The sequence below is a fragment of the Dyella sp. LX-66 genome, from assembly GCF_018599165.1.
Taxonomy (GTDB): Bacteria; Pseudomonadota; Gammaproteobacteria; order Xanthomonadales; family Rhodanobacteraceae; genus Dyella_D; species Dyella_D marensis.
On sequence record NZ_JAHFVJ010000007.1, the window covers coordinates 86,000 to 112,064 of the forward strand.

General features: G+C 66.5%; 28 protein-coding genes and 1 pseudogene. 15 read left to right on the top strand and 14 right to left on the bottom strand.

The features are described from left to right. Positions 1 to 43: 43 nt before the first annotated feature. Positions 44 to 385, bottom strand: coding sequence for a zinc ribbon domain-containing protein YjdM (locus tag KK141_RS15135; RefSeq protein ID WP_168647037.1), 342 nt, complete (start codon positions 383 to 385; stop codon positions 44 to 46). Between the two features lie 66 nt (positions 386 to 451). On the opposite strand from KK141_RS15135, the gene KK141_RS15140 reads away from it, so the two are divergent. Then, positions 452 to 709 carry a GIY-YIG nuclease family protein gene (locus KK141_RS15140; protein ID WP_214571400.1) on the top strand — a complete coding sequence of 86 codons (258 nt, stop codon included), beginning with the start codon at positions 452 to 454 and terminating at the stop codon, positions 707 to 709. Between the two features lie 140 nt (positions 710 to 849). Here KK141_RS15140 and KK141_RS15145 read toward each other — a convergent pair whose 3' ends face one another. Together KK141_RS15145 and KK141_RS15150 are read right to left on the bottom strand one after the other, a co-directional pair. Then, positions 850 to 2,034: a YncE family protein gene (locus tag KK141_RS15145; protein ID WP_214571401.1), complete on the bottom strand. Its 1,185-nt coding sequence runs from the start codon at positions 2,032 to 2,034 to the stop codon at positions 850 to 852. Between the two features lie 51 nt (positions 2,035 to 2,085). After that, entirely contained in the window at positions 2,086 to 2,901 is an 816-nt protein-coding gene (locus KK141_RS15150; RefSeq protein WP_214571402.1) for a creatininase family protein, read from the bottom strand. A gap of 188 nt (positions 2,902 to 3,089) precedes the next feature. Here KK141_RS15150 and KK141_RS15155 point away from each other — a divergent pair, with 188 nt between their 5' ends. Together KK141_RS15155 and KK141_RS15160 are read left to right on the top strand one after the other, a co-directional pair. After that, complete coding sequence (locus KK141_RS15155) at positions 3,090 to 3,554, top strand: SRPBCC family protein (protein WP_214571403.1); 465 nt, start codon at positions 3,090 to 3,092, stop codon at positions 3,552 to 3,554. After that, positions 3,538 to 3,885 (top strand): metalloregulator ArsR/SmtB family transcription factor, encoded by a 348-nt coding sequence (locus KK141_RS15160; RefSeq protein WP_167254188.1) that lies wholly within the window; start codon positions 3,538 to 3,540, stop codon positions 3,883 to 3,885. The genes KK141_RS15155 and KK141_RS15160 overlap by 17 nt, the downstream gene beginning before the upstream one ends. A 122-nt stretch (positions 3,886 to 4,007) precedes the next feature. Here the strand turns inward: KK141_RS15160 and KK141_RS15165 are convergent, their stop codons facing one another. After that, on the bottom strand, positions 4,008 to 5,348 hold the full coding sequence (locus tag KK141_RS15165; RefSeq protein WP_250901777.1) for a hypothetical protein: 1,341 nt from the start codon (positions 5,346 to 5,348) through the stop codon (positions 4,008 to 4,010). Between the two features lie 368 nt (positions 5,349 to 5,716). Here KK141_RS15165 and KK141_RS15170 point away from each other — a divergent pair, with 368 nt between their 5' ends. Continuing rightward, entirely contained in the window at positions 5,717 to 6,187 is a 471-nt protein-coding gene (locus KK141_RS15170; protein ID WP_250901778.1) for a hypothetical protein, read from the top strand. A gap of 192 nt (positions 6,188 to 6,379) precedes the next feature. Here KK141_RS15170 and KK141_RS15175 read toward each other — a convergent pair whose 3' ends face one another. From KK141_RS15175 to KK141_RS15185, 3 genes are all read right to left on the bottom strand, one after another. After that, positions 6,380 to 7,660, bottom strand: coding sequence for an MFS transporter (locus KK141_RS15175; protein WP_214571404.1), 1,281 nt, complete (start codon positions 7,658 to 7,660; stop codon positions 6,380 to 6,382). 40 nt (positions 7,661 to 7,700) lie between these two features. Continuing rightward, positions 7,701 to 8,258 carry an isochorismatase family protein gene (locus KK141_RS15180; protein ID WP_214571405.1) on the bottom strand — a complete coding sequence of 186 codons (558 nt, stop codon included), beginning with the start codon at positions 8,256 to 8,258 and terminating at the stop codon, positions 7,701 to 7,703. Between the two features lie 61 nt (positions 8,259 to 8,319). Beyond that, the gene (locus KK141_RS15185) at positions 8,320 to 8,787 is read right to left on the bottom strand and encodes a MarR family transcriptional regulator (RefSeq protein WP_214571406.1); all 468 of its coding nucleotides are present in this window, start codon (positions 8,785 to 8,787) and stop codon (positions 8,320 to 8,322) included. A 133-nt stretch (positions 8,788 to 8,920) separates the two neighbouring features. Here KK141_RS15185 and KK141_RS15190 point away from each other — a divergent pair, with 133 nt between their 5' ends. Together KK141_RS15190 and KK141_RS15195 are read left to right on the top strand one after the other, a co-directional pair. Continuing rightward, positions 8,921 to 9,580, top strand: a complete 660-nt coding sequence (locus tag KK141_RS15190; RefSeq protein ID WP_214571407.1) for a glutathione S-transferase family protein — start codon at positions 8,921 to 8,923, stop codon at positions 9,578 to 9,580. A gap of 27 nt (positions 9,581 to 9,607) precedes the next feature. Beyond that, positions 9,608 to 10,312 (top strand): DUF899 family protein, encoded by a 705-nt coding sequence (locus KK141_RS15195; RefSeq protein ID WP_214571408.1) that lies wholly within the window; start codon positions 9,608 to 9,610, stop codon positions 10,310 to 10,312. 62 nt (positions 10,313 to 10,374) lie between these two features. Here the strand turns inward: KK141_RS15195 and KK141_RS15200 are convergent, their stop codons facing one another. After that, positions 10,375 to 13,302, bottom strand: coding sequence for a TonB-dependent receptor (locus KK141_RS15200; RefSeq protein WP_214571409.1), 2,928 nt, complete (start codon positions 13,300 to 13,302; stop codon positions 10,375 to 10,377). A 233-nt stretch (positions 13,303 to 13,535) separates the two neighbouring features. Continuing rightward, positions 13,536 to 14,072 (bottom strand): cysteine hydrolase family protein, encoded by a 537-nt coding sequence (locus KK141_RS15205; RefSeq protein WP_214571410.1) that lies wholly within the window; start codon positions 14,070 to 14,072, stop codon positions 13,536 to 13,538. A gap of 136 nt (positions 14,073 to 14,208) precedes the next feature. On the opposite strand from KK141_RS15205, the gene KK141_RS15210 reads away from it, so the two are divergent. From KK141_RS15210 to KK141_RS15235, 6 genes are all read left to right on the top strand, one after another. Further along, on the top strand, positions 14,209 to 14,787 hold the full coding sequence (locus tag KK141_RS15210; RefSeq protein WP_214571411.1) for a DUF1579 family protein: 579 nt from the start codon (positions 14,209 to 14,211) through the stop codon (positions 14,785 to 14,787). A gap of 132 nt (positions 14,788 to 14,919) precedes the next feature. After that, a complete protein-coding gene (locus KK141_RS15215; RefSeq protein WP_214571412.1) occupies positions 14,920 to 16,149 on the top strand; it encodes a DUF4331 family protein in 1,230 nt (409 codons plus the stop codon). Further along, positions 16,149 to 16,745: a HupE/UreJ family protein gene (locus KK141_RS15220; protein WP_214571413.1), complete on the top strand. Its 597-nt coding sequence runs from the start codon at positions 16,149 to 16,151 to the stop codon at positions 16,743 to 16,745. Before KK141_RS15215 ends, KK141_RS15220 begins: the two co-directional genes overlap by 1 nt. Positions 16,746 to 16,753: 8 nt before the next feature. Then, positions 16,754 to 17,227 (top strand): hypothetical protein, encoded by a 474-nt coding sequence (locus KK141_RS15225; protein ID WP_214571414.1) that lies wholly within the window; start codon positions 16,754 to 16,756, stop codon positions 17,225 to 17,227. Further along, a complete protein-coding gene (locus KK141_RS15230) occupies positions 17,224 to 18,045 on the top strand; it encodes a DUF4198 domain-containing protein (protein ID WP_214571415.1) in 822 nt (273 codons plus the stop codon). Before KK141_RS15225 ends, KK141_RS15230 begins: the two co-directional genes overlap by 4 nt. Positions 18,046 to 18,082: 37 nt before the next feature. Beyond that, the gene (locus KK141_RS15235; RefSeq protein ID WP_214571416.1) at positions 18,083 to 18,907 is read left to right on the top strand and encodes an AraC family transcriptional regulator; all 825 of its coding nucleotides are present in this window, start codon (positions 18,083 to 18,085) and stop codon (positions 18,905 to 18,907) included. 60 nt (positions 18,908 to 18,967) lie between these two features. Here the strand turns inward: KK141_RS15235 and KK141_RS15240 are convergent, their stop codons facing one another. The 3 genes from KK141_RS15240 to KK141_RS15250 all read right to left on the bottom strand — a co-directional run bounded on the left by KK141_RS15240 (position 18,968) and on the right by KK141_RS15250 (position 20,007). Further along, positions 18,968 to 19,117: a hypothetical protein gene (locus tag KK141_RS15240; protein ID WP_214571417.1), complete on the bottom strand. Its 150-nt coding sequence runs from the start codon at positions 19,115 to 19,117 to the stop codon at positions 18,968 to 18,970. Positions 19,118 to 19,209: 92 nt separating this feature from the next. Then, positions 19,210 to 19,590: a hypothetical protein gene (locus KK141_RS15245; protein ID WP_214571418.1), complete on the bottom strand. Its 381-nt coding sequence runs from the start codon at positions 19,588 to 19,590 to the stop codon at positions 19,210 to 19,212. Between the two features lie 39 nt (positions 19,591 to 19,629). Next, the gene (locus tag KK141_RS15250; RefSeq protein ID WP_214571419.1) at positions 19,630 to 20,007 is read right to left on the bottom strand and encodes a helix-turn-helix domain-containing protein; all 378 of its coding nucleotides are present in this window, start codon (positions 20,005 to 20,007) and stop codon (positions 19,630 to 19,632) included. 111 nt (positions 20,008 to 20,118) lie between these two features. On the opposite strand from KK141_RS15250, the gene KK141_RS15255 reads away from it, so the two are divergent. Together KK141_RS15255 and KK141_RS15260 are read left to right on the top strand one after the other, a co-directional pair. Then, positions 20,119 to 20,865 carry a glucose 1-dehydrogenase gene (locus KK141_RS15255; protein WP_214571420.1) on the top strand — a complete coding sequence of 249 codons (747 nt, stop codon included), beginning with the start codon at positions 20,119 to 20,121 and terminating at the stop codon, positions 20,863 to 20,865. Between the two features lie 216 nt (positions 20,866 to 21,081). Beyond that, the gene (locus KK141_RS15260; RefSeq protein WP_214571421.1) at positions 21,082 to 22,191 is read left to right on the top strand and encodes a hypothetical protein; all 1,110 of its coding nucleotides are present in this window, start codon (positions 21,082 to 21,084) and stop codon (positions 22,189 to 22,191) included. A gap of 13 nt (positions 22,192 to 22,204) precedes the next feature. On the opposite strand, the gene KK141_RS15265 is transcribed toward KK141_RS15260, so the two are convergent. Further along, positions 22,205 to 23,062, bottom strand: a complete 858-nt coding sequence (locus tag KK141_RS15265; protein ID WP_214571422.1) for an AraC family transcriptional regulator — start codon at positions 23,060 to 23,062, stop codon at positions 22,205 to 22,207. 269 nt (positions 23,063 to 23,331) lie between these two features. Here KK141_RS15265 and KK141_RS15270 point away from each other — a divergent pair, with 269 nt between their 5' ends. Next, the gene (locus tag KK141_RS15270) at positions 23,332 to 24,063 is read left to right on the top strand and encodes a hypothetical protein (protein ID WP_214571423.1); all 732 of its coding nucleotides are present in this window, start codon (positions 23,332 to 23,334) and stop codon (positions 24,061 to 24,063) included. Between the two features lie 229 nt (positions 24,064 to 24,292). Here the strand turns inward: KK141_RS15270 and KK141_RS15275 are convergent. Beyond that, a pseudogene (locus KK141_RS15275) lies at positions 24,293 to 25,990 on the bottom strand (monovalent cation:proton antiporter-2 (CPA2) family protein); the annotation flags it as partial. Positions 25,991 to 26,065: the final 75 nt, after the last annotated feature.

Below are 26,065 nucleotides of genomic sequence, written 5' to 3' on the forward strand. Positions count from 1 at the left end.
TTTAGCGCCGGTTCCGTGATGCGGACCGCGGCGCCGCGCCGGCTCAGGCCTTGCGCAGGAAGCAGACCTTCAGCACCAGGCCCTTGATCTTGTCCGAATGGCCTTCGATGTGCTCCGCATCGCCGTCGACCAGGCGGATATTGCGGATCACCGTGCCCTGCTTCAGCGGGATCGAAGAACCCTTCACCTTGAGGTCCTTGATCACCACCACCGTGTCGCCGGCGGCGAGCACATTGCCGTTGACGTCGCGCACCACCAGCGTTTCTTCCTGCGCGGCGGCGGCAGCGACGGGCCATTCGTGGGCGCAGTCGGCGCAGACGTAGTTGTCGCCGTCCGGGTAGGTGTTCTCCATGCCGCAGCGCGGGCAGGCGGGGATGTCGGACATGGCGGGGTTCCTGCGGGGTGGGCGGTCGGCGATTATATCGCCCGCTTCCCTCCTGCCGCCCGCGCCGTGCCCAACGACGAACGCCCCTGGTTTCTCTATCTGATCGAATGCCGCGATGGGTCGTACTACGCGGGGATCACCAACGATCTCGATGCGAGGTACCAGGCGCATGTCGATGGCAAGGGCGCGCGTTATACGAGGTCGCATCCGCCGCTGCGGTTGCTGGGGTCCAGGTGTTACCCGGATCGCGCTGCGGCTTCACGGGCGGAATGGGAGATCAAGCAATTGCCGAAAGCGAAGAAGCCCGGTTTTCTCACGCCATGACAACCGGCGTAGGTTGGGGTGAGCCGCAGGCGAACCCCAACGATGCGATGCGCCTTGGGTGTTGGGGTTCGCCTACGGCTCACCCCAACCTACGCCATCGCGGCTTTGGCTGACCCAAAACCAATAAAAGCGAGCGCAACTCAGCGCATGATGCCCGTGTGACCCAGCGAATAGCGGCCCGGCTGCGGCCACACCGCGAGGCCGTGCGGCTCGGCGCCGACCTTGATCTTGCGCACCGCGCCGGTGCTGGTGTCGAAGGCATAGACCAGGTCGTCGTAGCGGCCCGACAGCCACAGCGTCTTGCCGTCGGCGCTCACGTTGCCCATGTCGGGGCTGCCGCCGCCGGGAATCGGCCAGTTGGCCACCACCTGGCGCGTGGCGAAATCGATCACCGACACGCTGCCCTTGTTGATGCCTTTCTTGTTGCCGCGGCGCTCGCCGTGCACGTGGTTGGAACCGCGGTTGGCGACGTACAGCTTGCTGCCGTCGCGGCTCGGATACAGGCCGTGCGTGCCGATGCCGGTCTTGACGAAGCCGATCTTGGTGAAGCTGTCGCCGTCCACCAGGAACACGCCGTCTGACATCATGTCGGCCACGTAGAACACCTTGCCGTCGGGCGAGACGCGGATGTCCTGCGGCATGCCCTTGGCATTCAAGTCGAGATAGCCCAGCACCTTGCGGTTGACCATGTCGATCTTGACCAGCTTGCCGCCGAATTCGCAGGTAAAGATGGCGTAGCGGCCGTCGATGGAGAAGTCGGCGTGGTTGATGCCCTTGCACTCCGGCGCCTCGAGCTTGCTGCGCAGCTGCATGGTGTGCGCATCGCGGAAGTCGAGGCGCGCGTGCGCTTCGGCCACCACGATGGCCTCCTTGCCGTCGGGGGTGAAGTACATGTTGTACGGATCGTCCACTTCGATCGCCTTGCCGGCCTTGCCGGTCTTCGGATCGATCGGGGTGAGGCTGCCGTCGCTGCGGCCCTCGGCATTATTGGTGACCCACAGCGTCTGCAGATCCCACGCCGGCACCACGTGCTGCGGGCTGCGGCCCACCGGCAGGGTGTCGATTACCTTGTAGGTGGCCGGGTCGATCACCGACACCGTATCGGAGCGCAGGTTCGGCACGTAGATGCGCTCCAGCGCGCCCTTCACCGCCGGGCTGAAATTGCCGGCGCGCGCTTCGGTGTACATGTTGGCCGGATTGATCACCGCGGGCATGCCCGCCACGGTCTGCACCGGCGCCGCCTGCGCGGCGAAGGAAAGGCCAAGACCGGCCAGCGCGCCTGCAACGATGGCAAGCCGCGGCGCGCAAAGGGAACGAGACTTCATGGGGGAGTTCCGTATTGTTCTTCGAGGGAGAGGGAAAGCCCGGCCGTGCGATCAGCGGCCGGCCGTGGCCTGGCGGATCGCTTCCACGGTCCGCGCAACGATAGCATCGACGCCAGCCTGGCCGAGCGCCGCGCTGGAACGGCGCGGATCGCCGCCGAACACGCCGTCGGCGGCGCCGAGTTTGGGACCGCGCTTCAACGCATCCATGCGCACCATCTCGGGCGCCACGGCCAGTTGCAGCGAGGTGTCGGCGAGGCCGGCATGGGTGCCGATCTCGTCGTCGCGATAGCCCTGCTTGCGCAGCATCGCGGCGAAGCCGTCGGAGCTGGTCTGGTAATAAGCGGCCGGCACGAAGGCATGCACCGGCTTCCCGGACCAGGCTTTGTCGAGCTGCGCGACCACGCGTTTCAGATCGTTCTGATAACCGCCGTGGTCGCCGAGAAACACCACGTTGCGGAAACCGTGCGCCGCGAAACTCTGCGCCGCGGAAACCAGGCTGGCTTCGAACGCCGCATCCGGCACGGTGATGGTGCCCGGGAATTTCATATGCCCTTGCGGCGGCGAGATCGCACCTTCCGGCACATAGGCCACCACCGGCGCCACCAGCGCGTCGCCGAGACGCTCGGCGATGCGGCGCGCCAGGAAGACCGCACGCGCGTTGTGCTTGCCCAGCGCCACGCCCGGCCCGCTCTGCTCGGTGCCGCCGATCGGAATGATGATGGTGGTCTTGCCGGCCTGCTGCGCGGCGCGCAGTTCGGTCCAGGTGAGGTCTTCGAGCATCACGCTGCGCGGCGTCTGGGCGGATGCGCACTGCGCGACGGCGAACAGCAGGATGGCGGCGAAAGCGCGCCGGAGCGGATAAGTCATGCGGGGATTCGTGCAGCGGTTACGACGGCGCGACACGTTAGCACCATGGCCGCGGCGGAACATGACTGGCAGCGGGCAAAAAGCGGCCTCGACGACAGGCAACCGATAGGTTGCATTTCGCGACCGGGATCCCTAACATGCAACCATCAAGTTGCATTTGATCTTCCCCACCCGCACCGGAGGACTGCATGAACATCCCCTCGACCGACCGCATCGAACGCCAGGTCCAGCTCAAGGCGCCGCGCTCGCGCGTGTGGCAGGCGCTGGCCGACGCCGAATCCTTCGGCAGCTGGTTCGGCGTGAAACTCAAGGGCCAGCGCTTCGTCGCCGGCGAGTACACGCGCGGCAACCTCACCTATCCCGGCTACGAAGACCTCGTGCTGGAAGCCCTGGTCGAGCGCATCGAGCCGGAGCGCTATTTCTCCTTCCGCTGGCACCCTTATGCCGTCGACCGCGAGCACGACTACGCGGACGAGCCGACCACGCTGGTCGAGTTCATGCTGGAAGACCACGCTGGCGGCACCTTGCTGCGCGTGGTCGAATCGGGCTTCGACCAGATCCCGGTCGCGCGCCGCCACGAGGCCTACCGCATGAACAGCGGGGGCTGGGAAGAACAGATGCACAACATCCGCCGCTATGTCGACACGCAGTAAACCGATCGCAGCGCCCGCGCTGCAGCGCGCCGCGCCCATCTTCGCCGCGCTCGGCGACGCCACCCGCCTGCGCCTGGTCGCCCTGCTCTGCGCCGGCGGCGCCATGTCGATCGCCCAGCTCACCGTGGGCACCGAGATCAGCCGGCAAGCCGTCACCAAGCACCTGCAGGTGCTGGCGGATGCGGGGCTGGTGCGCGACGCGAAGCTGGGGCGCGAGCGGCGCTGGGAACTGGAGCCATCGCGCCTGGACGAAGCGCGGCGTTCGCTGGATGCGATCGCGGCGCAGTGGGATGCGGCGCTGCTGCGGCTGAAGGATTTCGTCGAGAACTAAAACCCGGCGTAGGTTGGGGTGAGCCAACGGCGAACCCCAACAATGCGGTGCGCTTGCGGGTGCGATGTTGGGGTTCGCCACAGGCTCACCCCAACCTACGCCGGGACGATATCAAGGCTTCATCAGTGGACTTCGTCCAGACCCGGATCGCGGGTCACCTTGAAGATCTTGGTCGGCTGCGGCACCGCATTGAGCTGCAGGCGCGGCCCCGGACGGTTGGTGCAGGCATTGCCGCCGCTCACGAACACGCCGCCCTGGTTGCACTTCCAGTCATAGAAGTTCTGCAGGCCACCGGCCAGCTGCAGGCTGTAGTCCGTGCTCAGCGCCTTGCCCGGATCGAACGGCCAGCCGGCCGGCTCGTTCTGGAACCAGCGCATCCATTCCTTCGAGCCTTCCGGCGGCGGATTGGCCTGGAAGGTCGGATTCATCGGCGACACCGCCGGCGCTTCGGCCGTCATGTGGCAGCTCATGCAGGCGCTGACCGGATTGTCCACCGGACCGTTGAGGCGGCCATTCCAGCCCAGGTGGGTCGGCGGCAGCTCCTTGGTGTTGGCGTTGATCGCGGTCTCGCGCAGGTTGGGGTTGATCTTGGTCTGCGTCGGCTGCGGGTTGCTGTAGGTGTTGCCGTTGTCCTGCGGATCGTTGCCCCACATGATGCCCACCGGCACCAGGTTGTCCCAGCCCGGCTTGCCGGTCTTGGCACCGTTGTACTGGAAGGTGCCGAACAGCCAGCCGGTACCCGGCACGCGCGTATCGCGCACGGCGAAGTCCATCTGGATCAGCGCGACCTTGCGCATCACGCGGTTGGACGACTGGAACGAGTCGGTGATGTACGCATCCCACAGCACCGGATTCTGCAGGAACGGCACTTCCGACTGCACCACGTCGGCGAACAGCGCCTTGCACACCACGGTGCCGTTGGGGAAGCTGTTGGGCTTGGAGGTGTAGCGCGGATCGGGGTTCTGCGGGTCCTTCCACACCTGGCCGAAGGTATAGCCGCCGAGCTCGTTGTAGATGCCCACCGCGTAGGTCTGGCCCGAGGTCTTCTGGCTTGCGGCCAGCTGCAGCGGCTTGATCTGCGCTTCCTTGGTCAGGCCGTGCACGCCTTCGCGGCCGTCCGGGCCGTAGTGCTGCCACGGTGCGTGGTACCACTTGCGGATCGGGTTCTTCTGCACCACCCAATCGGTGTTGATGTTGCCCTCGAGGCAGTAGTTCTTCACCGCGTCCACATACGGCCGCCAAGTCTCGAAGTTGTTGCTGAACTGCTTCGGCAACAAGTTGAAGAACATCGGCGGCGTCGAATTCGGCATCTGCTTCGGATAATCCTGGCTCAGCTGAAACAACGGACCGCTATACAGCTTGGACGGCGGCTGGTAGCCGAAATCCGGAAACGTACCCGCATTCGCCGCTCCAGCGACGAAGGTGAGCGCGGCCAGCGCCGCCAGTACCCCTGATCGATTCATGCGCATTGCATCTGCTCCCTGTTGGATAGATGAACCCCCTGGGCGCGGACCTTGCGTCCGCGCCTGCGTCTGTCCGGAATACGGCTGGCCCCGGACCGGCCTCATGCCGATCGCTTGCCGGCGACCTGCGTCGCCAGGAACCTGGGCTGGGAGATGTCTTGGTATTGCCCCCTGATGCGCCCCCCTGGCGCGGCGGCGGTAAGGTCGCGCCAGGGCCGTGCAGACGATGTGACGGTGCGCAGTCTCTCCAGAGAGCGGGCGTTGCGTCGGAAGCCGGCCCGCACGTCCCAGCATCTGCGAGCGGACGGCGCTAGCCTTGGGGCGCTCGTGCAGTGCGTAACCACCACATCCATGAAAGGGGAAAGGCCATGACCCAGTCCAACATGCATCGCAGCCCGCGCCGGCTTGTCCGGTGCGCGCTGTCCGTTCTTTTCGCGCTGGCCCTGGCGCCGCTGGCGGTTCAGGCTGCGCCGCAGTCATCAGGCCTGGGCCAGGCCTGGCCCAATGCACCCGACGTCAGCGCCAGCCCGCACTGGCACGTCTACGTGTTCGAGCGGGACGGCGTGCGCTTCGTCCAGGTCAACGACGTCAACGGCCGCGTGATGGGCGCCTTCGCCACCGCCGGCGGCCAGTTCCTGGTGCTGCCGATGGGCATCGGCGCCAGCCTGAGCGTGGCCCCGGCTGGCAGCGCCGTGCCGGCCAACGGCGAGCTGGTCTACAGCGACGGCACCGTGCAGCTCACCGCCGCCCCGGCGGCGGACGGCTCGCTCAAGCTGCGCGCCTTCGACCTGCCCTGCACCGACCCGGTGGAGTGCAGCACGCATATCGCACCGCAGTAAGGGAAGCGCGGAGGCGGTCGTTTTCACGGCCGCCTCACGCCCGGGTCGGCATATCTCCCGCGCCCGGCCGGGAAGCCGGACCAACCTCGTAGCTCGCGCCTCTCCACCCCTGTAGGCGCTGTTTCCCGCGTCCGCCGACACACCCGGCGGACGCGGCTTTTTTTTGGGCCACGCTTTTTCAGGAACTAGGCTTTATTCCGCCGCCGCGCGGCTGGCCTCGGTGGCCAGCGACACGCTGAAGCGCAGGCGCCCGCCTTCGACGAACATGCGCAGCTGGCGATAGCGCACCAGATAGCGCAGGCCCACCGCGACTGCCGCCAGCCCCGACAGAGCCCCCAGCCCCAGCGACCAGCGCGGCCCCAGCGTGTCGGCCACCCAGCCCACCAGCGGCGCACCGATCGGCGTACCACCCAGGGCGATAGCGAATTGAATGGCGATCACCCGCCCGCGCATGGCCGGCGCGGTCGACAGCTGCACCAGGCTGTTGGTCGAGGTGGTGTAGGTCTGCGCGGCCATGCCCACCAGCATCAGCATCACGCCGAACCACAGATAGGTCGGCATCACCGAAGCCAGTACGCAGCCCACGCCGAAACACAGCGCCGCGCCGATCAGATAACCCAGCCGCGGCCGCGCCTGCTGCGCGGCAAACAAGGCGCCGGCGACGGAGCCTGCGGCCATCAGCGAAGTGAGCAAACCGTACTGGTCCGCCTCGCCGTGGAACACCTTCACCACCATCGCCGCGATAAAGATCGGGAAGTTCAGGCCGAAGGTGCCGATCAGGAACAGCATCAGCAGCACCGCGCGCAAATCGTGCCGTCCCCACACATAGCGGAAGCCTTCCAGCAGGCCGCCGCGACTGCGTTCGGCATGCAGCCGCGGATGCAGTTCCGCCGTGCGCAGCAGGCCCAGCGAAGCCAGCACCGCCACATACGACAAGGCATTGAGCAGGAACACCCAGCCCGCGCTCATCGACGCCAGCAGCGCACCGGCCACCGCGGGGCCGATCATCCGCGCCGCGTTGAACGAAGTGGAATTGAGCGCCACCGCATTGGAGAGATCTTCTTCGCCGGCCAGCTCCGACACGAAGGTCTGCCGCGCCGGCGCATCGAACGCGGCGACCGCGCCGAGCAGGCCGGCGAACACGTACACGTGCCACAGCCGCACCCATCCGGCCAGGGTCAGCAGGCCCAGGCCAAGCGCCAGCGCGCCCATCAGCGCCTGCGTGACCAGCAGCAGCTTGCGGCGGTCCAGATGGTCGGCCGCATACCCCGTCAAGGGCAGCAGCAGCAACTGCGGACCGAACTGCAAGGCCATCACGATGCCCACCGCGGTGGCGTTCTTGTGGGTCAGCTCGGTCAGCACCAGCCAGTCCTGCGCGGTGCGCTGCATCCAGGTGCCGACGTTGGAAACCAGGCCGCCGGCCGACCACACGCGGTAGTTGTAGCTGCGCAGCGAGCGGAACGCGCCTAGCACCGGCGCGCTCCCGTTCGTGCGGATGCGGGTGCGGATGCGCTCATGCGCGCGCGTCGAGGCGCTCGACGATCTCGCGCGTGCTGCCGGTTTCGCCCAGGCGCGGGAAGATGCGTGCGACGCTGTTGTCGTGCGCTTCGGCGCGGGTGTCGGTCATGGCGTCGATCGCCAGCGTCACGTTGAAGCCGCTTTCGAAGGCCTGGCGCGCGGTGGATTCCACGCCGATGCTGGTGGATATGCCGCCGATCACCACCTGGGTGATGCCGTGCTCGCGCAAGTAGCTGCCCAGATCGGTGCTGGCGAACGCACCCCAGGTCTGCTTGCTCACGCGGTGATCGCCCGGCTGCACGCCGAGTTCCGGCACCAGCTCGGCCCAATCCGCCGGACGCTCGCCGCCCGCGCGCTGCTCGGCGCGGCCCGGCGCGCTGCCCGTGACATTCACCAGCACCACCGGCAAGCGGTGGCGGCGGAAGGCATCGGCCAGCTCGCGCGCGTGCCTGAGCACGGCGTCGACGGGATGCACGGTGGGATAGGCGACGATGCCCTTCTGCAGGTCGATCAGGATCAGTGCGGTGTTCGCGTCGATCGCGGTGATGCTCATGGGGAAACTCCGTGACGTGCGGGGAACACGCGCCGCGCGGGCGCGCGGGGGGAGGAAACGGTCAGGGTACGCGCGGCTCCGTCGATGCATCGAGCAGCCGGCGCAGCAGCGGCATCACGGCGGCAAGCTGCGCCTGCTCGCCCTGGTCGAGCTGTTCGCGCAGCAGGCGGTCGAGCCAGTCCTCGCGCGCCGCGCGGCTGGCGCGCACCAGCTCGTGGCAGGCGGGCGTAAGCGTCCACAGCGTCTGCCGGCCGTCGGCCGGATCCGGCGCGCCGGCCACCAGGTCCAGCGCTTCCAGCGAGGCGACGGTGGCGCCCATCGACTGCGGCCGCACGCCCTCGGCATGCGCCAGCGCGGTGACGGTGGCGGCGCCGTGGCGTTCGAGCTGGATCAGCACCGAGGTCTGCGCGGAGGTCAGCTGATCCGTGCGGCCCTGCTTGCGCAGGCGGCGGGCGAGCTGACCGAACACCATGCGCATTTCCACGGCGAGGGCGTGGGTGGCGTCGGGCCGGGGGGCTGGGGTGGGCATGGGGCGGCATCGTAGTGGCTGCGAAGGGAAACTGCAAAGTCTTCCTTCGTATTTTTATGCGAAGCGACGCCATGTCGATCCAGCGTCCGGCCGTTCGTCGCCTTCATGTCCCCTCGAAACGACCGGAGTTCCCATGGCCCTGCAGCTCTATGCCCACCCGTTTTCCTCCTACAGCCAGAAGGTGCTGATCGCGCTGTACGAGAACGGCACGCCGTTCGAATGGCGCGAGCTGTCGCCGGAGCATCCGGAGACGATCGAGGAGTGGCTGCGGATGTGGCCGGTGAAACGCTTCCCCCTGCTGGTCGACGGCGGACGCATGGTGGCGGAGGCCAGCACCATCATCGAATACCTGGGCCTGCATCATCCCGGCCCGGTGCGCCTGCTGCCGGAGGACCCGCGCGAAGCGCTGGAAGTGCGCGCGATGGACCGCTTCTTCGACAACTACATTTCCACGCCGCAGCAGAAAGTGGTGTTCGATGCGATCCGCCCGCAAGGCACGCAGGACGCGCATGGCGTAAAGCAGGCACGCGAGATGCTCGACGCCGCTTACGGCTGGCTCGACCGCACCATGGCCGACCGCGCCTGGGCCGCGGGCGAGCGCTTCACCCTGGCCGACTGCGGCGCCGCGCCGTTCCTGTTCTATGCCGACTGGACACATCCGATCGACCCGGCCTTTGCCAATGTCATCGCCTACCGCAAGCGATTGCTGGCGCGCCCCTCGTTCGCGCGCGCGGTGGACGAAGCGCGCTCCTATCGCCCGCTGTTCCCGCTTGGCGCGCCGGATCGCGACTGACATCACCACCCGCAGGAGGACGACAAGATGAGTGCAACTCCCCTGGTTCCCGCCACCGACCTGGCCGCGCGTTCCGGCGTCACCATTCCCGGCGAAAGCGCGGCATACCGCAAGGCACGCACGGCGCTGCTGGCGGAAGAGATCGAACTGCGCCGGCATATCGAACGCGTGGCCATGCAGCGCCGGGCGCTGCCGCCCGGCCCCGCCATCGACGGCGACTACCGCTTCCAAGGCGAGCGCGGCCCCGTCGACTTCGCCGACCTGTTCGGCGACAAGCAGACCCTGCTGGTCTACAGCTACATGTTCGGCGCGCAACGCGAACGGCCCTGCCCCATGTGCACGTCGCTGCTCGGCGCGTGGAACGGCGAAGCGCGCGATATCCAGCAGCGCGTGGCGCTGGCGGTGATCGCCGGCGCACCGATCGAGCGGCTGCTCGCGTTCAAGCAGGAGCGCGGCTGGCGCGACCTGCCGCTGTACACCGACCTCAATGGCGACTACACGCGCGACTTCCGCGGCATCGCGCCGGATGGCAGCGACATGCCTTCGCTCAATGTATTTACGCGGCGCGATGGCGCGATCCGGCATTTCTGGAGCGAGGAAATGAGCATGGCCACCGCCGACCCCGGCCAGGACCCGCGCGGCGCGCCGGATCCGATGCCGATCTGGACCTTGCTGGATATGACGCCGGAGGGGCGCGGGAAGGATTGGTATCCGCGGTTGCAGTACGACTGATGTGCTGAAAAGAAAACGCCCGGCGGGTGCCGGGCGTTTCTTGTGTGGCAGTGGCTGGTGGTTTAGAGCTTGTAGTTCAGGCCGAACATGACTGTGCGGCCCCAGGTCACGTAATCCAGCGGACGCCCTATCTGCACATTATTCGGCAAGCCGGAAATCTGCTGGGTCTTCTGTGGCGAATTGCTGAGGTTATTGACCTGCAAAAGCACCGACAAGCCGTTCCAGCGGGTGTCGTCGGCAAAGGCATAACCGATCTGCAGATCGGTCTGCTTATCGGCCAGCACCTTCACATAGCCAAGCTGGTCGAACAACGGAACGGTCTCGCCGGTGAACGAAGAGCGGTAACGCTCGGCCACCCGGATCGACCAGCCGTACTTCTCGTAATACACGGCCAGGTTGGCGACCTTGCGCGACAAGCCCGGCAGCGTCTTCGGACCACCAGGAATGGACGAAACCGAACTCTCCGGAATAGAACTGTTGGTCAGCGAGAAATTCGCCTGCACGCCGAAGCCATCCAGCGCTTGCGTAACCAGGCCGCCCTCGAAGGCACCGGAAAGCTCCAGGCCCTCCATGCGTCCGCCGGTGCCGTTCTCCGGACGGGTGAACGAACCGATGGGGCTGGTCGGCTGCAGCGTCGGGTTGTCGTTGACGAAGCCGGCCTGCTGGAAATTAAAGTCCAGCACGGTCTTGTTGTAGATGTAATTCAGCAGGTTCTTGTTGAACACCGCCACGGCGACGTAACTGGACTTGCCGAAGTACTTCTCCCATGACAGATCGGTACCCACCGCGATGTAAGGCCGCAGCTGCGGATTGCCGCCGCTGCCGGACCACAACACCTGCCCCGCCGCCGGGCCTTCGGTAACACGCGCCACCGAAGCGGAGCTGGACACCTTTTCATCGTCGATACGGCCACGCGCCATGGTCTTGGCGAGACCGAAGCGCAGGTACTGCCCATCGGCAATCTGCGCCACGAGATTCAGGCTCGGCAGGAACTTGTTGTACTTGGCGCCGCCCTTGAGCGTGCCGACCAGTGCGTCGCCATTGGTCTGCACCGCGGTGGAGGACTGGTCGGTACGGACGAACTGCACGCCCATATTGCCGCGCAGCGGCACGTCGCCCAGGTGCGTATCGATATTGAACTTGACGTAGGCGACCGGCACCTTTTCGGTAATGGAGTAATTGCGGCTCCAATCCGACTGGCCGTTGCGCTGGGTCAGATAGAACTGGCTGCCCAGCGCATCCAGCACGTTGTAATTGAGGATGCCCGGAATGCCGCCGTAACCCAGCGAGGTAGGCCCACGCAGGAACGCGGAGCCGACCGGCACGCCGAAGCCATGGTTGTACGGACCGTTGCCGGCGCCGTCGCCATTGCCGTTGAGCCACGCAAAGAACACATCGGCCTGCTTGGTCTTCGTACGCTCCGAATAGGCCGCGCCGACATCCACCGTGCTGAAGATCCAGCCCACCGGATGCGAAACCTGCAGGCGTGCGGCCTTGATCGTGTCCTTCTGCTTGTCGAACTCCTCGCGGCCGTTGTAACCGTAGTTATCCGGATCGGTAAACACGACATTCGCCGGATTGGCCAGATCGACGCCTGGGCGGAAGTACGGATAGTCGTCGCCGGTAGGTGTGCGGAAATACACGTCCGTGGTCGGGTTGCCGGCAAGCCCGCCGAACAGATAAGCGTCGCGCAGGCGCTTCTTTGCCGTGGAATACGACAGGTCGCCGGTGATGATCCAGCCATTGCCGAAGTCGTACTGATGGTTCCAGCCCGCCGAGAACAGCTTGTCCTTTTCCTTGCTGTATTCGTTCTGCAGGATCGGCGCGATATTGCTCATCGTGCCGGAGGTGACGATCGGATACGGCGAAGCCTGGGCGATGCCGAGATTGCTGTAGACCGGCAAGCCGTTGGAGTTATACGGACTGCTCGACCATTGCACGCCGTTCTTGTATTTGCGCTCGTTGAAGGTCGAGTAATAGAGATCCAGCGTGGTGTGGTAATGCTCGCCCGACGCCCACTCCAGCACCGTCATCAGGCCATTGCGCAGCTGGTTTTCCGACTGGGCGCGCAACTGCATGCCTTCCTGCGACAGCACATTGTCGGGCAGGCCCGGCGTATGCGGGCCGCCCCAGTTCTTCTCGATGCCGGCGGAACCGTTGTCCACGCTCCACCACCACGCCTGGTACTGCTTTTCCTGGATCGGCGAATCGAGCTGCGCGAAACCTATCGCCACGCCCAGGGTGTGATCGAAGAACTGGTCGATGTAGGAAAAGCTGGCACGATGCCCCATATCGCCCACGCCGGAGCCGGGGTTCAACTTGTCGTTGCTGGTGTGCTCGCCGCGCAGATTGATCGCGATGGCGCGCTTGGGCAGGTCCAGCGGCTTGATCGTATGCAGGTCCACCGTACCGGAAAGGCCCTGGCCGACGAGGCTCGCATCCGGCGTCTTGTAAACCGCCGCGCCGCTGATCAGTTCCGACGGATACTGATCGTATTCGACGCCGCGGTTCTCGCCGATCGTTGCCTGCTCGCGGCCGTTCAAGGTGGTGCCGGCGAAATCCGGCGACAGGCCGCGGATCGAAATCACGTTTGCGCGCCCATCCGCCCGCTGCGTGGCCAGACCCGACAAACGCGCCAGGCTTTCCGCAATGCTCGCATCCGGCAGCTTGCCGATATCTTCGGCCGAGATCGCCTCGATGATGCTGTCCGAATTCTGCTTCGCGCGGATCGAACTCTCGATGCTGCCGCGAATACCGGTGACCACCACTTCCTGCAGATTGCTGACCTGCCCTGGGGCCGGCTTCTTGTTGGCATCCTGAGCCTGGTTGGCGGGTGCCTGCTGTTGCTGCGTGGTGTCCGCCGGCTTGGCTGGCGGTGGTGTGTCCTGTGCACTGGCCATACCCGATGCCAGCAAGGCGGCGATACATGCCGCAGCTAGCGGCTTGCGTGCAATGACCAGCCGCATGCGCGGCGCGAGGCCCTGACTCATGACTCCATTCCTCCCTCTTTTATTGGGTGCCCCCCATGGCACCGGCAGGCATACGCGCCAATGGAGCGAGTCATCGCGAGATGCCCGCTCTTCGTATGGCGCGTGCCCGGATTCGCCGCGGAGAATGAGCGAGCGTCAGCGCCGCGTCATTCCGCGGCGCAACAACTTGCTGAGGAAAGGTTCAGGAGAGTGAAAACGACGGGTAGAACACGTAAGAAAAAATCAGACGGATCTTACGCAAACGGCACGGCCTCCGCGGGCACGACCTCCATCCGCGTGCCATAGGTCTGCAGCCTCGCCAGCACCCAGTTGTGATGCGCCGTGATCCGCTGCGCCGGCAACACCTCGTTGTCCACCGTCGAGTGCGCATCGCCCGCCAAAGTCACGTGATACCCCAGCGCCAGCGCATGCCGCACCGTGGTGTCGATGCAGAAATCGCTCTGCAATCCGCAGATCGCCAGATGGTCGATGCCGCGCTGCTGCAGCAGCTGGCCCAGCTCGGTTTCGTAGAACGCATCCGGTGTCAGCTTGCGCACGCGAGGGTCGTCGGGCCGCGCATGCAGGCCGTCGACCAGTTGCCAACCGGCGGTGTCGTGCACCAGGTCGCCCTCCGCCTCTTCGTGCTGGATCAGCACCACCGGCACGCCGCCCGCGCGGGCGCGATCGATCAGCACGTTCACCCGCTGCAGCACGCGGTCGATATCGTGCGCGGCCCATTCGCCGCTGCACAGGCCTTGCTGCATGTCGATCACGAGTAGGGCAGAAGTCATGGCGAAAGGGGCGTGAGACGGAACAAGGATCATAGCCTTCGCCGAAGTGGTCCGGCGAATGCTTGCCAAGTGGCTATTCCCGCCCCACCGCACGCCACGCATGGTGACGCCACCCCAACTCAAGCCGAGGTGATGCATGCGCGAGATCGACACGCACCGCCGCCAGGTCCTGCAATGGACCCTGGCCAGCCTGCCCGCCCTGCTCGCCCTTGGCGGCCTGGGCATGGCGCCGCCAGCGGCAGCGGCCGCTTCCGGCGCGCATGACTTCGATTTCTTCCTCGGCAACTGGCGCGTGCATCACCGGCGCCTGCGCAAGCGCCTGGCCGGCAGCCGCGACTGGGACGAGTTCGAAGGCAGCTCGCGCTGCCAGGCCCTGCTCGGCGGGCTGGTCAATATCAATGAGAGCGAATCGCGCCGCGGCGGCCAGACCTACAACGGCTTAGGCCTGCGTGCCTACGACGCGGCCAGCGGGCAATGGGCCGACTGGTATCTGGACGGCGGCAAGCCCACCGCGATCGAAGCCGCCGGCTTCGGGCGCTTCGCGGGCGGCGTCGGTACCTTCCTCTCCGACGAAACCTTCGAGGGCAAGCCGGTCAAGGTGCGCGGCATCTTTACGCCGGTCACCGCCGATACCTGCCAATGGGAACAGGCCTTCTCGCCGGATGAAGGCCGCACCTGGGAAACCAACTGGATCATGCGCTACACGCGCGTCTGAGCTTCGATCCGCCTTCGCGTGACACCGCCGGCCCGCCAGGGCGCCGGCCGGCGGTTTGCTAAAGATTTTGATAGCCCGGCTTTGCCCGTCTCGGGCCTACTGCTCGTGCCTCATCCACACGAGTAGAAACCCATGAATCGCACAGCTGCAACGCGGCTGCAGGCGCTGGCCTGCCTCGCCCTGAGCTTAGGTCTAGGCCATGCCGCCAAAGCCTCGGACCATCTCGACACCCCCTCCGTGATCGGCGACCCGCGCGCCGATATCGGCGACCTCTATGCCTGGACCGCGCCCGACGGCAAGCACCTGAACCTGGTGATGGATATCGTCGGGCATACGTTCTCGGACAAGCTCGACTACGTCTTCCATATCGACAGCGGCAAGCGCTTCGGCCACAGCACGGCGAGCACCACCTTGCGCTGCCGTTTCCGCTCGGGCACCGACGTGACCTGCACGGCGGGCGATGCCGACAGGGCGCAGGGCAACCCCGGCGACACCAGGGGACTGGTCAGCGAACACGGCAGCTTCCGCGTCTTCGCCGGCCCGCGCGACGACCCCTTCTTCAACAACGTCAAGGGCACGCGCGCCGCGTATGACAAGGCGCATGCCGCGCTCGAAGCCGGCGCCAAGGTGGACGCGGCCGGTTGCCCAACCTTCGACGCGCCCACGGTGCGTGCGGTCGCCGACGAGTGGCGCCACACCCAGGGCGGCCCAGCCAAAAACCTGCTCGCCGGCTGGACCACTTCGGCGATCGTCATCTCGATCGACCTGGGCGCGGTGAACAAGGGCGGTCCGCTGCTCGCGGTATGGGCGGCCACCCAGGGGCCGTCGCGGCAGATCGACCGCGCCGGCCGCCCGCTCACCGGCAATGCGCTGCTCGGCACGCTCGCCCCGGAGGAGATCAGCGACGCGTTCAAGGAGACCTACAACATGGCGACGCCCGCGGATGGGGCGAAGTTCGCCGACGAGATCGCCAGCAATCTGGGGCTGTACGACGGCTTCGACGGCAAGTGCGGCAACCAGTGGCTGGCCGATCACAAGGCCGCGCCGGCGCGCCGCTACCACGCGCTCGCCGCGCTGCTCGCCGACGATCGCCTGTGGGTGAACAGCGCGTCGGCCACCTGCACGCAGTTCTTCGCGGTGGAACGCGCGGCGCTGGGCGGCAACCGCGAGTTGGCGAAGGATTGCGGTGGGCGCACGCCGAACTACAGCGCGTCCAACGTGTGGCGTTCGATGCTGGTCGACGGCACGCCGGACAGCGTCAGCGATGGCTTGACGCGCGATGAGCGCGAGCATTCGGACAGTGTCTTTCCGTTCCTCGCGGCGCCCGATGCGCAGGCCGCGGCTGCCGGGGCGTATCAGTAATGGCTACGCCATCCATCCGTGGACGTAGCGCTTTTCTCGGCTGCTGCGCCCTCTCGCTTCCCGCGTATGCGCATACGGGCACGGGCCTGGCCGGCGGCTTTCTCGCCGGCTTCGCCCATCCGCTGTCCGGCGCGGATCATCTGCTGGCGATGGTCTCGGTCGGCCTGTGGGGTGCGTTTCTCGGCCGGCCGCTGGTGCATGTGCTGCCGGTGGTGTTCCCCGCGATGATGGTGGGCGGGGCAATGCTCGGCATGTTCGGTGCGCCGTTGCCGTCGGTGGAAAGCGGCATCGCGCTGTCGGTGCTGGTGCTGGGCATGTGCATTGCGCTGGCATGGCGTGCACCGGCGTGGGCGGCGGTAGGAGTGGTGGCGTTGTTCGCGTTGTTCCATGGTTATGCGCATGGTCGTGAGTTGCCGGCAGCGGCCGACCCGGTGGGCTACAGCAGCGGTTTTGTGCTGGCAACGGGCTTGCTGCACGTGGCGGGGATTGCGCTGGGTCTGTTGTGTGCGCAACCGGTCGGCAAGCTGGTAGCGCGGGGCATGGGTGCGTCGATCGGCGTAGCCGGTCTGTGCTTTCTGCTGAAGGCCGTGTCATGAGGGGCGGCGTGCCCGCGGCCATGTTGCTGTGCGCCGCGTTCGGCATGGCTTTGGCGTTTGCGCCGCGGCGCGTGTGGTTGGCATGCCTTGGGCTGGTGGCGATGGCGGCGGCCGTGGGTTTTGCGCTGAAGCCGCCATCAGCGTCGATCGATGCGGTGTTTCTGTGCGGCTGGCTCAGCACGATGGTTTGTGCCGCGATGGTGCATCTGCGTGGCGGGGTTCCCGCGCGGCTCGCCCTGCTGCTGGCTGTGAACGCCGGACTATGGAGCGGCGCCATGATCGCTTTCGAAGGCCGCTGGATCCATTTACCGGCCGCCTGGCTATGCACGCTCGCACTGGTTCCCGCCGCGCTGGCGGTGCGCTGGCGCGTGCCGGTCGCCGCCAAGGTGGTGTCGAGCTGGCTGATCGCCATCGCCGTGCTTGCCGCCGCCCTGCCCTATCTGCCCGTGACGCCGGGCTATCTGCCGGATCATCTCGAATGAGCATGCGCATCTGGATCGGCACGGCCTTGTTCGCGCTCACCGCATGGCCGGTTTGCGCGCACGACTTCTGGTTGCAACCCTCGCCGTACTGGCTCCCGCCCCAAAGCACGGTGCAGTTGACGTTGCAGGTGGGCCACGGCCCCTATCGACAGCGCTCGCCGATTCCGGTGCGGCGCATTGCGCGCTTCGAAGACGTGGCGCCGAATGGAACCGTCAGCGACTTGCGCGCCCGCATGCACCTGGGTGCCGCAGAAGCGGATGCCGATGCGCAGCTGGCCATGCCCGGCACTCATCTGCTGGTGCTGGAAACCGACAACGGCGCAATGACTTCCTTGCCAGCCATCCGCTTCAACGATTACCTGCGGGCGGAAGGTCTGACGCCCGCCCTGGTCGAACGCGAACGAACGCATCGCACGGACCGCGACGGCGCCGAGCGCTATGGGCGCCATGCAAAAGCGTTGATGCAGGTAGGCGCGCCCAGTGCAGCCAACTCCGACCCGGTCACGCGCCCGCTCGGCCTGGCCTTGGAAATCGTCCCCGAGCGCAACCCTTACGCGCTCCCCCACAACGACGAACTTCCCATCAAAGTCCTCTATCTCGGCCACCCGCTGCCCGGCGCCCTGGTCAAGCTGACCCGCCTGGAACACGACGAAAGCCCCGTGGAAACCCACCGCACCGACACCGCCGGCCGCGCCGTCTTCACCGTGCCGGCGCATGGCAGCTGGCTGCTCAATGTCATCTGGACCCGCCCGCTGCCGGCCAGCGACGACGTGGATTTCGAAACCTCGTTTTCGAGCCTGGCTTTCGGCTTCCCCTGAACCACTTCGGCCCCTCAATCAGGCTATCCTCCGCCTTATGTCCGCCTTCCACGTCGACCGCTGGCTGAGCACCGACACCGTCGCCTTGCGCAACGTGCGCTGCGACGGCGCCTGCCGGCATCGCAGCGCGGAAGAATGCGCCGCCTCGACCAACCTGGTCTTTCCGTATCGCGGCGTCTACGTGCGCCATGTCGGCAGCGACCAGTCCGTGGCCGACGCCAACCACATGCTGTTTTTCAACGCGGGCGAGGCTTACCAGGTCAGCCATCCGGTGAACGGCGGCGATGCCTGCCTGTCGGTGGAAATCCCCGATGCCATGCTGGAAGAACTGGCGCCGCGTGCCTTGCTGCGCCAGGGCGGCGACAAGGTCGGCTTCAATCGCCAGTCGCAGCCGATCGATCCGCGTGCGCAAGCCCTGGTTGCCCTGCTGCGCCACAACCTCGAAGGCGACAGCATCGAACCGCTCGAAGCCGAAGCGCTGCTGCTCACCTTGATCGGCCGCAGCCTGGGTCCGCGCAGCGCGCGCGAGCCGGCCGCCACACATGCGCGGCGTCGGCTTGCCGATCGCGTAAAAGTGCTGCTCGCCAGCGACCTGTCGCGGCGCTGGACGCTGGCCGATATCGGCACCGAGATCGGTTGTTCGCCGGTCTATCTCACCCAGGTATTCCGCCAGGTGGAAGGCGTGCCGCTGTATCGCTACCACCTGCACCTGCGCCTGGCGCGCGCACTCGACCTGGTGCCGCGCAGCGAAGATCTCTCCGCGCTGGCCGCGGATCTGGGCTTCTCCAGCCACAGCCATTTCGCCAACGCCTTCCGCCAGGCCTACGGCCGCTCGCCCAGCGCATTCAAGCAATCGACCTGAGTGTTTCGCCGACGAAAAGGGCCGCCTTGGCGGCGGCCCGGCTTGAGGTTTCGATACGGCTCAGCGGCCGCCAGCCGCCGAAGCATGCGCTTCCCGCAGCTTCTCCGCGCACTCTTCGCAGCACACCTCGACGGTCTTGCCGCCGATCTTCACCTGGATCGCATTGGCATCCAGTTCGCAGTCGCAGGCGGCACAGGTTTTCTCAGACATGGCCTTGGCTCGTTGATGGCACCCGACGTCCGGGTGTGTTCATTGGGCCATTCCGAAAGGCTTGCCGCTGTCAGATTATTTAGCGATCGCACTCAGTCGACGCACAGGCCCGGTTGCGCCTGGCCATGCAGCACTTCGCTCCAGCAGCCGAACAGCTGATTGTCCCGCTGGCAGGTTGCAGTTCGTGGCGTCACTTCGTCCGTCGCAGATGCCGCGATCAGGCACCGCCCCTGGCAATCCGCTTTGTCCTTGCACGGCTTGCCGCCATCGGCGAACGGCACCACGCACGCCGGCATGCCCAGCATGCCAACGCCTTTCACGGAGCCACCCTGGTCGCGGCATGCCGCCTCGTCGATATGCGAGCGAGCTACCGCACGATCGTGTTCGAGCCGACGCTCGGTCCCTCCGTCGCGAACGCCGCTGCAACCGGCAAGCGCCAAGGCCACGCCGAGCAGGAGCCAGCTACGCAACATACGTCCCCCATGCAGATCAGCGCTCCGGAGAGCGGACGATCAAACGCCTCTGGCCCTGCCGCCCTTGCGCTTCGCCGCTTTCATCCGATCCATCAACTGCTGCTGATACGCCCCCATCACCGCCGGCAGCAAGCCGGGAAAGCGCTGGTTGATCTCCGCGCAGCGCGTGGTGTTGCGCATCTCCACGCCCTGGCGCTCGCTGCGGATCAGGCCCGCTTCGCGCAAGGCACGGAAATGCTGCGAAAGCGTGGATTTCGGAATCTCGCGGTCCTCCAGCTGCAGGAAGGCCGAGCAGCTCGTGCCTTTCTCCGAAGCGGCGAGCCCGGCATAGATGGCCACCCGCACCGGGTCGGCCAAGGCGTGGAGGATGCCTTCCACGGTGACGTCTTCGATCGAGGGGTGAACTAGCGGTCTCATGGCGGCGATCTTAGCAGCCCTTGACTTGCAGTTCGTTAGTTCATATGTTGCGAACTATTGAATTACTGAACCGGGCAGTTCGCCCTTCCATCACCTGACAGGAAACCCGTCATGAGCAAGCTCAAAGGCAAAGTCGCGCTGGTCACCGGCGCATCCAAGGGCATCGGCGCCGGCATCGCCAAGGCGCTGGCCGCCGAAGGCGCCGCCGTCGTCGTCAACTACGCCTCCAGCAAGGCCGGCGCCGACGCCGTGGTCGAGGCCATCACCAAGGCCGGCGGCAAGGCCGTCGCGGTGAAGGGCGACGTCTCCCTCGCCGCCGACGCCGAGGCCATCGCCAACGCCGCGGTCAAAGAATTCGGCCGCCTGGACATCCTGGTGAACAACTCCGGCGTGTACGAATTCGCGCCGCTGGAGCAGATCACCGAGGAGCATTTCCACAAGCAGTTCAACGTGAACGTGCTGGGCCTGCTGCTGACCACCCAGGCCGCCGCCAAGCATATGAACGACGGCGGCAGCGTCATCAATATCGGCTCGCTGGTCACCCGCATCGTGCCGCCGGGCGGCTCGGTCTACACCGCCACCAAGGGCGCGGTCGACGCCATCACCGGCGTGCTGTCGCGCGAACTGGGCCCGCGCAAGATCCGCGTCAATGCGCTGAACCCGGGCATGGTGGAAACCGAAGGCACGGTGACGGCCGGCTTTATCGGTTCGGACTTCCACCAGGAAGCCATCGCGCACACCCCGCTCGGCCGCATCGGCCAGCCGGACGACATCGCCTCGATCGCGGTGTTCCTGGCTTCCGACGACTCGTACTGGCTGACCGGCGAGAAGCTGTACGCCGCGGGCGGCGCGCGCTGATCGACGATGCAGGCGCCACCGCGCGATGCGGTGGCGCCCATGCGCCAGACGCGAACGGCACGCGAGGGTTGCTCTCGCGTGCCGTTTGCTTTGCGCGGTCGGGGCCTATCGGCCACCCCGCAAAGTGGTCATGTAAAAAGTGACAAAAGTGGCTATTCAAGCAAACCATTGGCGCGCGTAGCTTGCGCATCACCTCCCGCCGATGAGAGCCGCGCCATGCAAGCCACGCTGAAGCTCCTGCTCTGCTCAGCCATTGCGCTGGGCCTCGCCTGCACGCCCGCCTGGGCCGAGCAACCGCCGGCCGCGCGCGCGGCGCCAACTGACGGCAGCCACGATTTCGATTTCAACATCGGCACCTGGCATACCCATATCCGCACGCTGAAGGAACCGCTGTCGGGCCGCACCGAGTGGAACGAGATGCGCGGCACCGTCACGGTGAACCCGATCTGGAACGGCAAGGCTCAAGTGGAGGAGATCGAGGCGGACAGCGCTGGCGGACGCTTCGAAGGCATGACGGTGTTCCTTTACGACCCCGCCGCCCGGCAATGGCGCCAGTACTTCACCGACAGCGACAACGGGGTAATGGAAGCGCCTTCCGTCGGCCACTTCGAACGCAACCGCGGCGAGTTCTACAGCCAGGAGCTCTACCAGGGCCGCGCCGTGCTGGTGCGCGGCATCTGGACGGTCACCTCGCCCGACGCGCACAGCTACGAGCAGGACTACTCGGACGACGGCGGCAGGACCTGGGAGGCGAACTTCATCGCCGACCTCACCCGCTACAAGCCCGGCGAAGCCGTCACCCCGATGAAGCCGGTGGGCAGCGAAGCCGGGCAGCACGACTTCGACTGGCAACTCGGCAACTGGGATATCCATATGTCACGCATGGAGCATCCCCTTGCGGGCAGCTCCCCCTGGACGCCGCTCGACGGCACGGTACGCGTGCGCAAGCTGTGGAACGGCCGCGCCAACCTTGCCGAGATCGACACCCAGGGTCCGTCCGGCCATCTGCAGTTCCTGTCGCTGCGCCTGTTCAATCCCGTGGCGCACCAGTGGAGCCTCAACTTCGTCAGCAGCGACAACGGCAAGTTCAGCTCGCCGATGATCGGCGCCTTCGCCGATGGGCGCGGCGATTTCTACGATCAGGAGCCGTACAACGGCAAGGCCATCCTCGCGCGCTTCTCCTTCCTCCATCTCGCCAAGGGTTCGAATGGCGACGAGCAGGCGTTCTCCGCGGATGGCGGAAAGACCTGGGAGGTGAACTGGGTCAATGCATCGAAGCGCGCGGCGGATACTGGAAAGGTGGCGGTTGCCGGGCACTCGCCCTGAACTCCGAGGCGACTCAATGCGGGCGCGTGTCCTGGCTTCCCGCCAGCCGCGCCCGCAGCCGTTTCAGTTCGCTGGTGCGCAACTGCTCGCGCAGATCGCTTGGCGACGAACCCAGCGCCAGCCGGAACGCATCCGTCATATGGCTATGGCTGCTGAAACCCACGTCGCAGGCCAGCGCAGCCAGATCTTCCTCGCCTTCGCCCAACCGTCCCAGCACCGTCCCCAATCGCTGCTGCAGGCGGAACTGCCGCAGCGATTGCCCGGTGCCCTGGCGGAAGATGCGGCAGAGATGAAAAGGCGAGCAGCCGGCGATCCGTGCCAACTCATCCACGCCAAGATTCTCGCCGGGGTTGGCGACGATCGCTTCCTGCACGCGCTGCAGTTGGCGTGCCGTGCCCTTGCTTGATGCCGGCACGGGCTCGCTGCCGCGCATCAGTCCATCCAGCAGCATCAGCAAGGCCTCTTCGGCCTCCAAGGCATCCGGCCCGCGCCGCATGCCCTGCAGCATTTCCACATGCGCGTGCTGCAGCTGCAGGTCGTGCTGGACGTCGAGGCAGACGGGCGTACCGGCGCCTTCCAGTCCCAGTGGATCCAGCCACGCATCGTCCAGCCACACGTCGGTGCAGCAGGCACAACCGCGATGGTCCGGATGCGACACGCGGTATTCCACGTCGCGGCCCAGGAATACGGCTTGTCCCGGCCGCGCCAGGCAGGTCCGGCCGCCGACCTGGATCGAGAACGCGCCGCGCCGCGTCAGCAGGAAGCGCGCGGGTTCGCCTTCGCCGCGGCCGCAGTTGATGCGCGGATAGCTGCAATCCTGCGTCATCACCGTGAAGTGAGGCGCGCTCAGCACCGTCTGCACTATGGACATACGCCTAAGCCCCCGCCGGCATCCGGGGCCGATCATACGCCCGTGCCGGCGATACAAGCTGGGCCCGCGCACGAAAGCACGTTTTCGGAAGCGCGCCGCCGCGTGAGACGGCACGCTGTGCGGTTGCCTTGCGCAACCCGTGCGGTGGCCAGGCGCAAGCGCGCAAGTTTCTGGAAGCGCGCAGCACCGCGCGCGTCCAAGCTGGACTGGCGGAAACCCACCGTCCCCACCCCACGCTTCCGCGCATGCATACCCACAAGGAGAGCGTTATGCACAAGACGTTCTGCGGTCTGCTGTTCGCCTGTACCACCCTGGTCACGGCGCAGGCGGCCGAGCCGCCGGGCAACGACCTGCTCGGCTTCGGCCCCAATCCCCAGCTCTACCCCAAGGACTCGCGCCCGTTCGGCAAGAGCATCTATGGCTGGGCCGATCGTTCGATCCAATGGCTGTATGCGCAGCCGGATGCCAGCAACCCGCTGTTCGACAGCACCGGCGCGTTCTGCGCCTCGGGCCAGGATGGCCCGGTATGGAACCTCGCACCCGCCGCCATGCCGATGATGATGGCCGGCGACGTCGCACGCACCTGCACGGTGCCGCACAGCAAGGCGCTGCTGCTGATGGTCGGCTTCGTCAGCGATACCTTTCCATGTCCGGATCCGAACTTCGGGCCGAAACCGGGACAGTCGCTGTACGACTTCCTCGTCGCGGATGCGAAGACCTATCCGATGATGGGCAATATGCAGGTGACGCTGGATGGGCGCCCGATCCGCGCCGTCAACGATTATCTCTACACCTCGGAAAACCTGTTCTCGCTCAAGGGCGATCCGAGCCTGCAGAGCACGCTCGATCCCTGCATCACTACCGGCTGGCAACCCGTGGTGAACTACGGCTACTACCTGATGTTCCGGCCGCTGCGTCCGGGTCAGTACACGCTGGTAAGCCGCATGACCGACATGACGGGCATGACCAGGTCGCTGACCTATTTCCTCACCGTGCAGTAGCGGTACGGCCGTGGGGGGGGGGGGGGGGGGCCGCCCCCCCCCCCCCCGCCCGCCCCCCCCCCCGCGCGCCTGGCGCCGGCACAACCCGGTCGCGGACCTATTTCCTCCCCGTGCAGTAGCGGTACGGCCGTGGCGCGGCGGGACATGCCGCGCCACGTCAGCTCTCGCCGGCATCCGCCGCATGGCGCTTGCCGCGGAATAACGCGCGTCCCGCGAACATGCCGCCGGTGAGCTCCAGCTGCAGGCGTTCGCGGTCACGCTCGCGCAAGCGCCGCGCGATCTCTTCGATCTCTTCGCGGTCGACGCCCAGTTTCTCCAGCGCCGCCTCGCCCAGCAGCACGGCCGACTCGAAGGTCTCGCGCACTTCCAGGTCCGCACCGGCCTTGATCAGGTCGATGCTGTGGCGGCGGTCGATCGCGCGTACCAGCACCGGCACCAGCGGGAACTCGGCCTTGACCAGCTCGGTGATGCGCGTGCCCTCGTCGGCCTTGTCCACGCATACCAGCACCACGCCGGCACGCCCCGCGCCGGCGGCTTCGAGAATGTCCAGGCGGGTGCCGTCGCCGTAATACACGTTGAAATCCAGGCTGCGCGCGGTGTCGATCATCTCCACGTCGGTGTCGATGATGGAGATCTCATAGCCGCGCTCGAACAGGAACTGGCTGGCGATCTGCCCCACCCGCCCGAAGCCGATCACCAGGGCCGCGCCATTCAGGCCGTCGGGGCGCTCGTAGCCCTCGGTGGACGGATGCATGCGCGCGCGGATCGCACCCATCGCCGCGATGGCGATCGGCGTCAGCACCATGGAAAGAATGATGATGGCGGTGAGCTGCGCATTCTGTTCGGCATTGATGATGCCGGCCGCCGCGGCCGCCGCGTACAGCACGAAGGCGAACTCGCCGCCCTGCGCCATGAACACCGCGCGATCCACCGCCTCGCGATGCGAGGAACGGAACAGCCGCGCCACCGCATAGATCACCAAGGCCTTGGCGGCCATGTACAGGAACACGTAGCACAGGATGCTGCGCCAGCTCACCGCCACCACCCGCAGGTCCAGCGACATGCCCACCGCGATAAAGAACAGGCCCAGCAGGATGCCGCGGAACGGTTCGACGTCCGCTTCGAGCTGATGCCGGTACGAGGACTCCGACAGCATCACGCCCGCCACGAACGCGCCCATCGCCATCGACAGGCCGCCCAGCTGCATCGCATAGGCCGAGCCGAGCACCACCAGCAGCGCGGCGCCGGTCATCACTTCGCGTGCGCGTGCATTCGCCAGCAGGCCGAAGAAGGGATTGAGCAGATAGCGCCCGGCCAGCAGCAGGCCCGCGATCGAGGCCGCACCGATGCCGATCGCGCGCCAGTCGATGCCGTGATGCGCCACCGGACTGCCAGGGGCGATGGGCGCCAGGAACGCCACCGCCGCCAGCAGCGGCACGATCATCAGGTCTTCCAGCAACAGCACGCAGACGATGCGCTGGCCGCTCGGCTCGTTCACTTCGCGCCGCTCTTCCAGCAGCTGCATCACGATCGCGGTGGAGGTCAGCACGAAACCCGCGCCGGCCACGAAGGACGGCGCCACCGGATAACCGGTGAGCACGCCCACCGCAGTGAGCGCCACCGCACAGACCGCTACTTGTGCCAAGCCCAGGCCGAAGATCTGCCGGCGCAGGCTCCACAGGCGCGAGGGATGCATTTCCAGTCCGATCAGGAACAGGAACATCACCACGCCCAGCTCGGCCACCTGCAGGATGGCCGCCGGATCGGTAAAGACTTTCAACCCGAACGGCCCTATGGCCAGGCCGCCGGCCAGATAGCCCAGCACCGCACCCAGACCCAGCCGCTTGAACAACGGCGCCGCGACGACACCCGCCGCCAGCAACGTAATGACCGGCAGCAACGCCACCCCTTGGTGTTCCACCGCCATGCGCCTGGCTTCCCCTCGCCGGAATCGTGGGCGGAGCGTAGCAAAGCAGGCCGCGCGGCAGGTGGCCAGGTCACG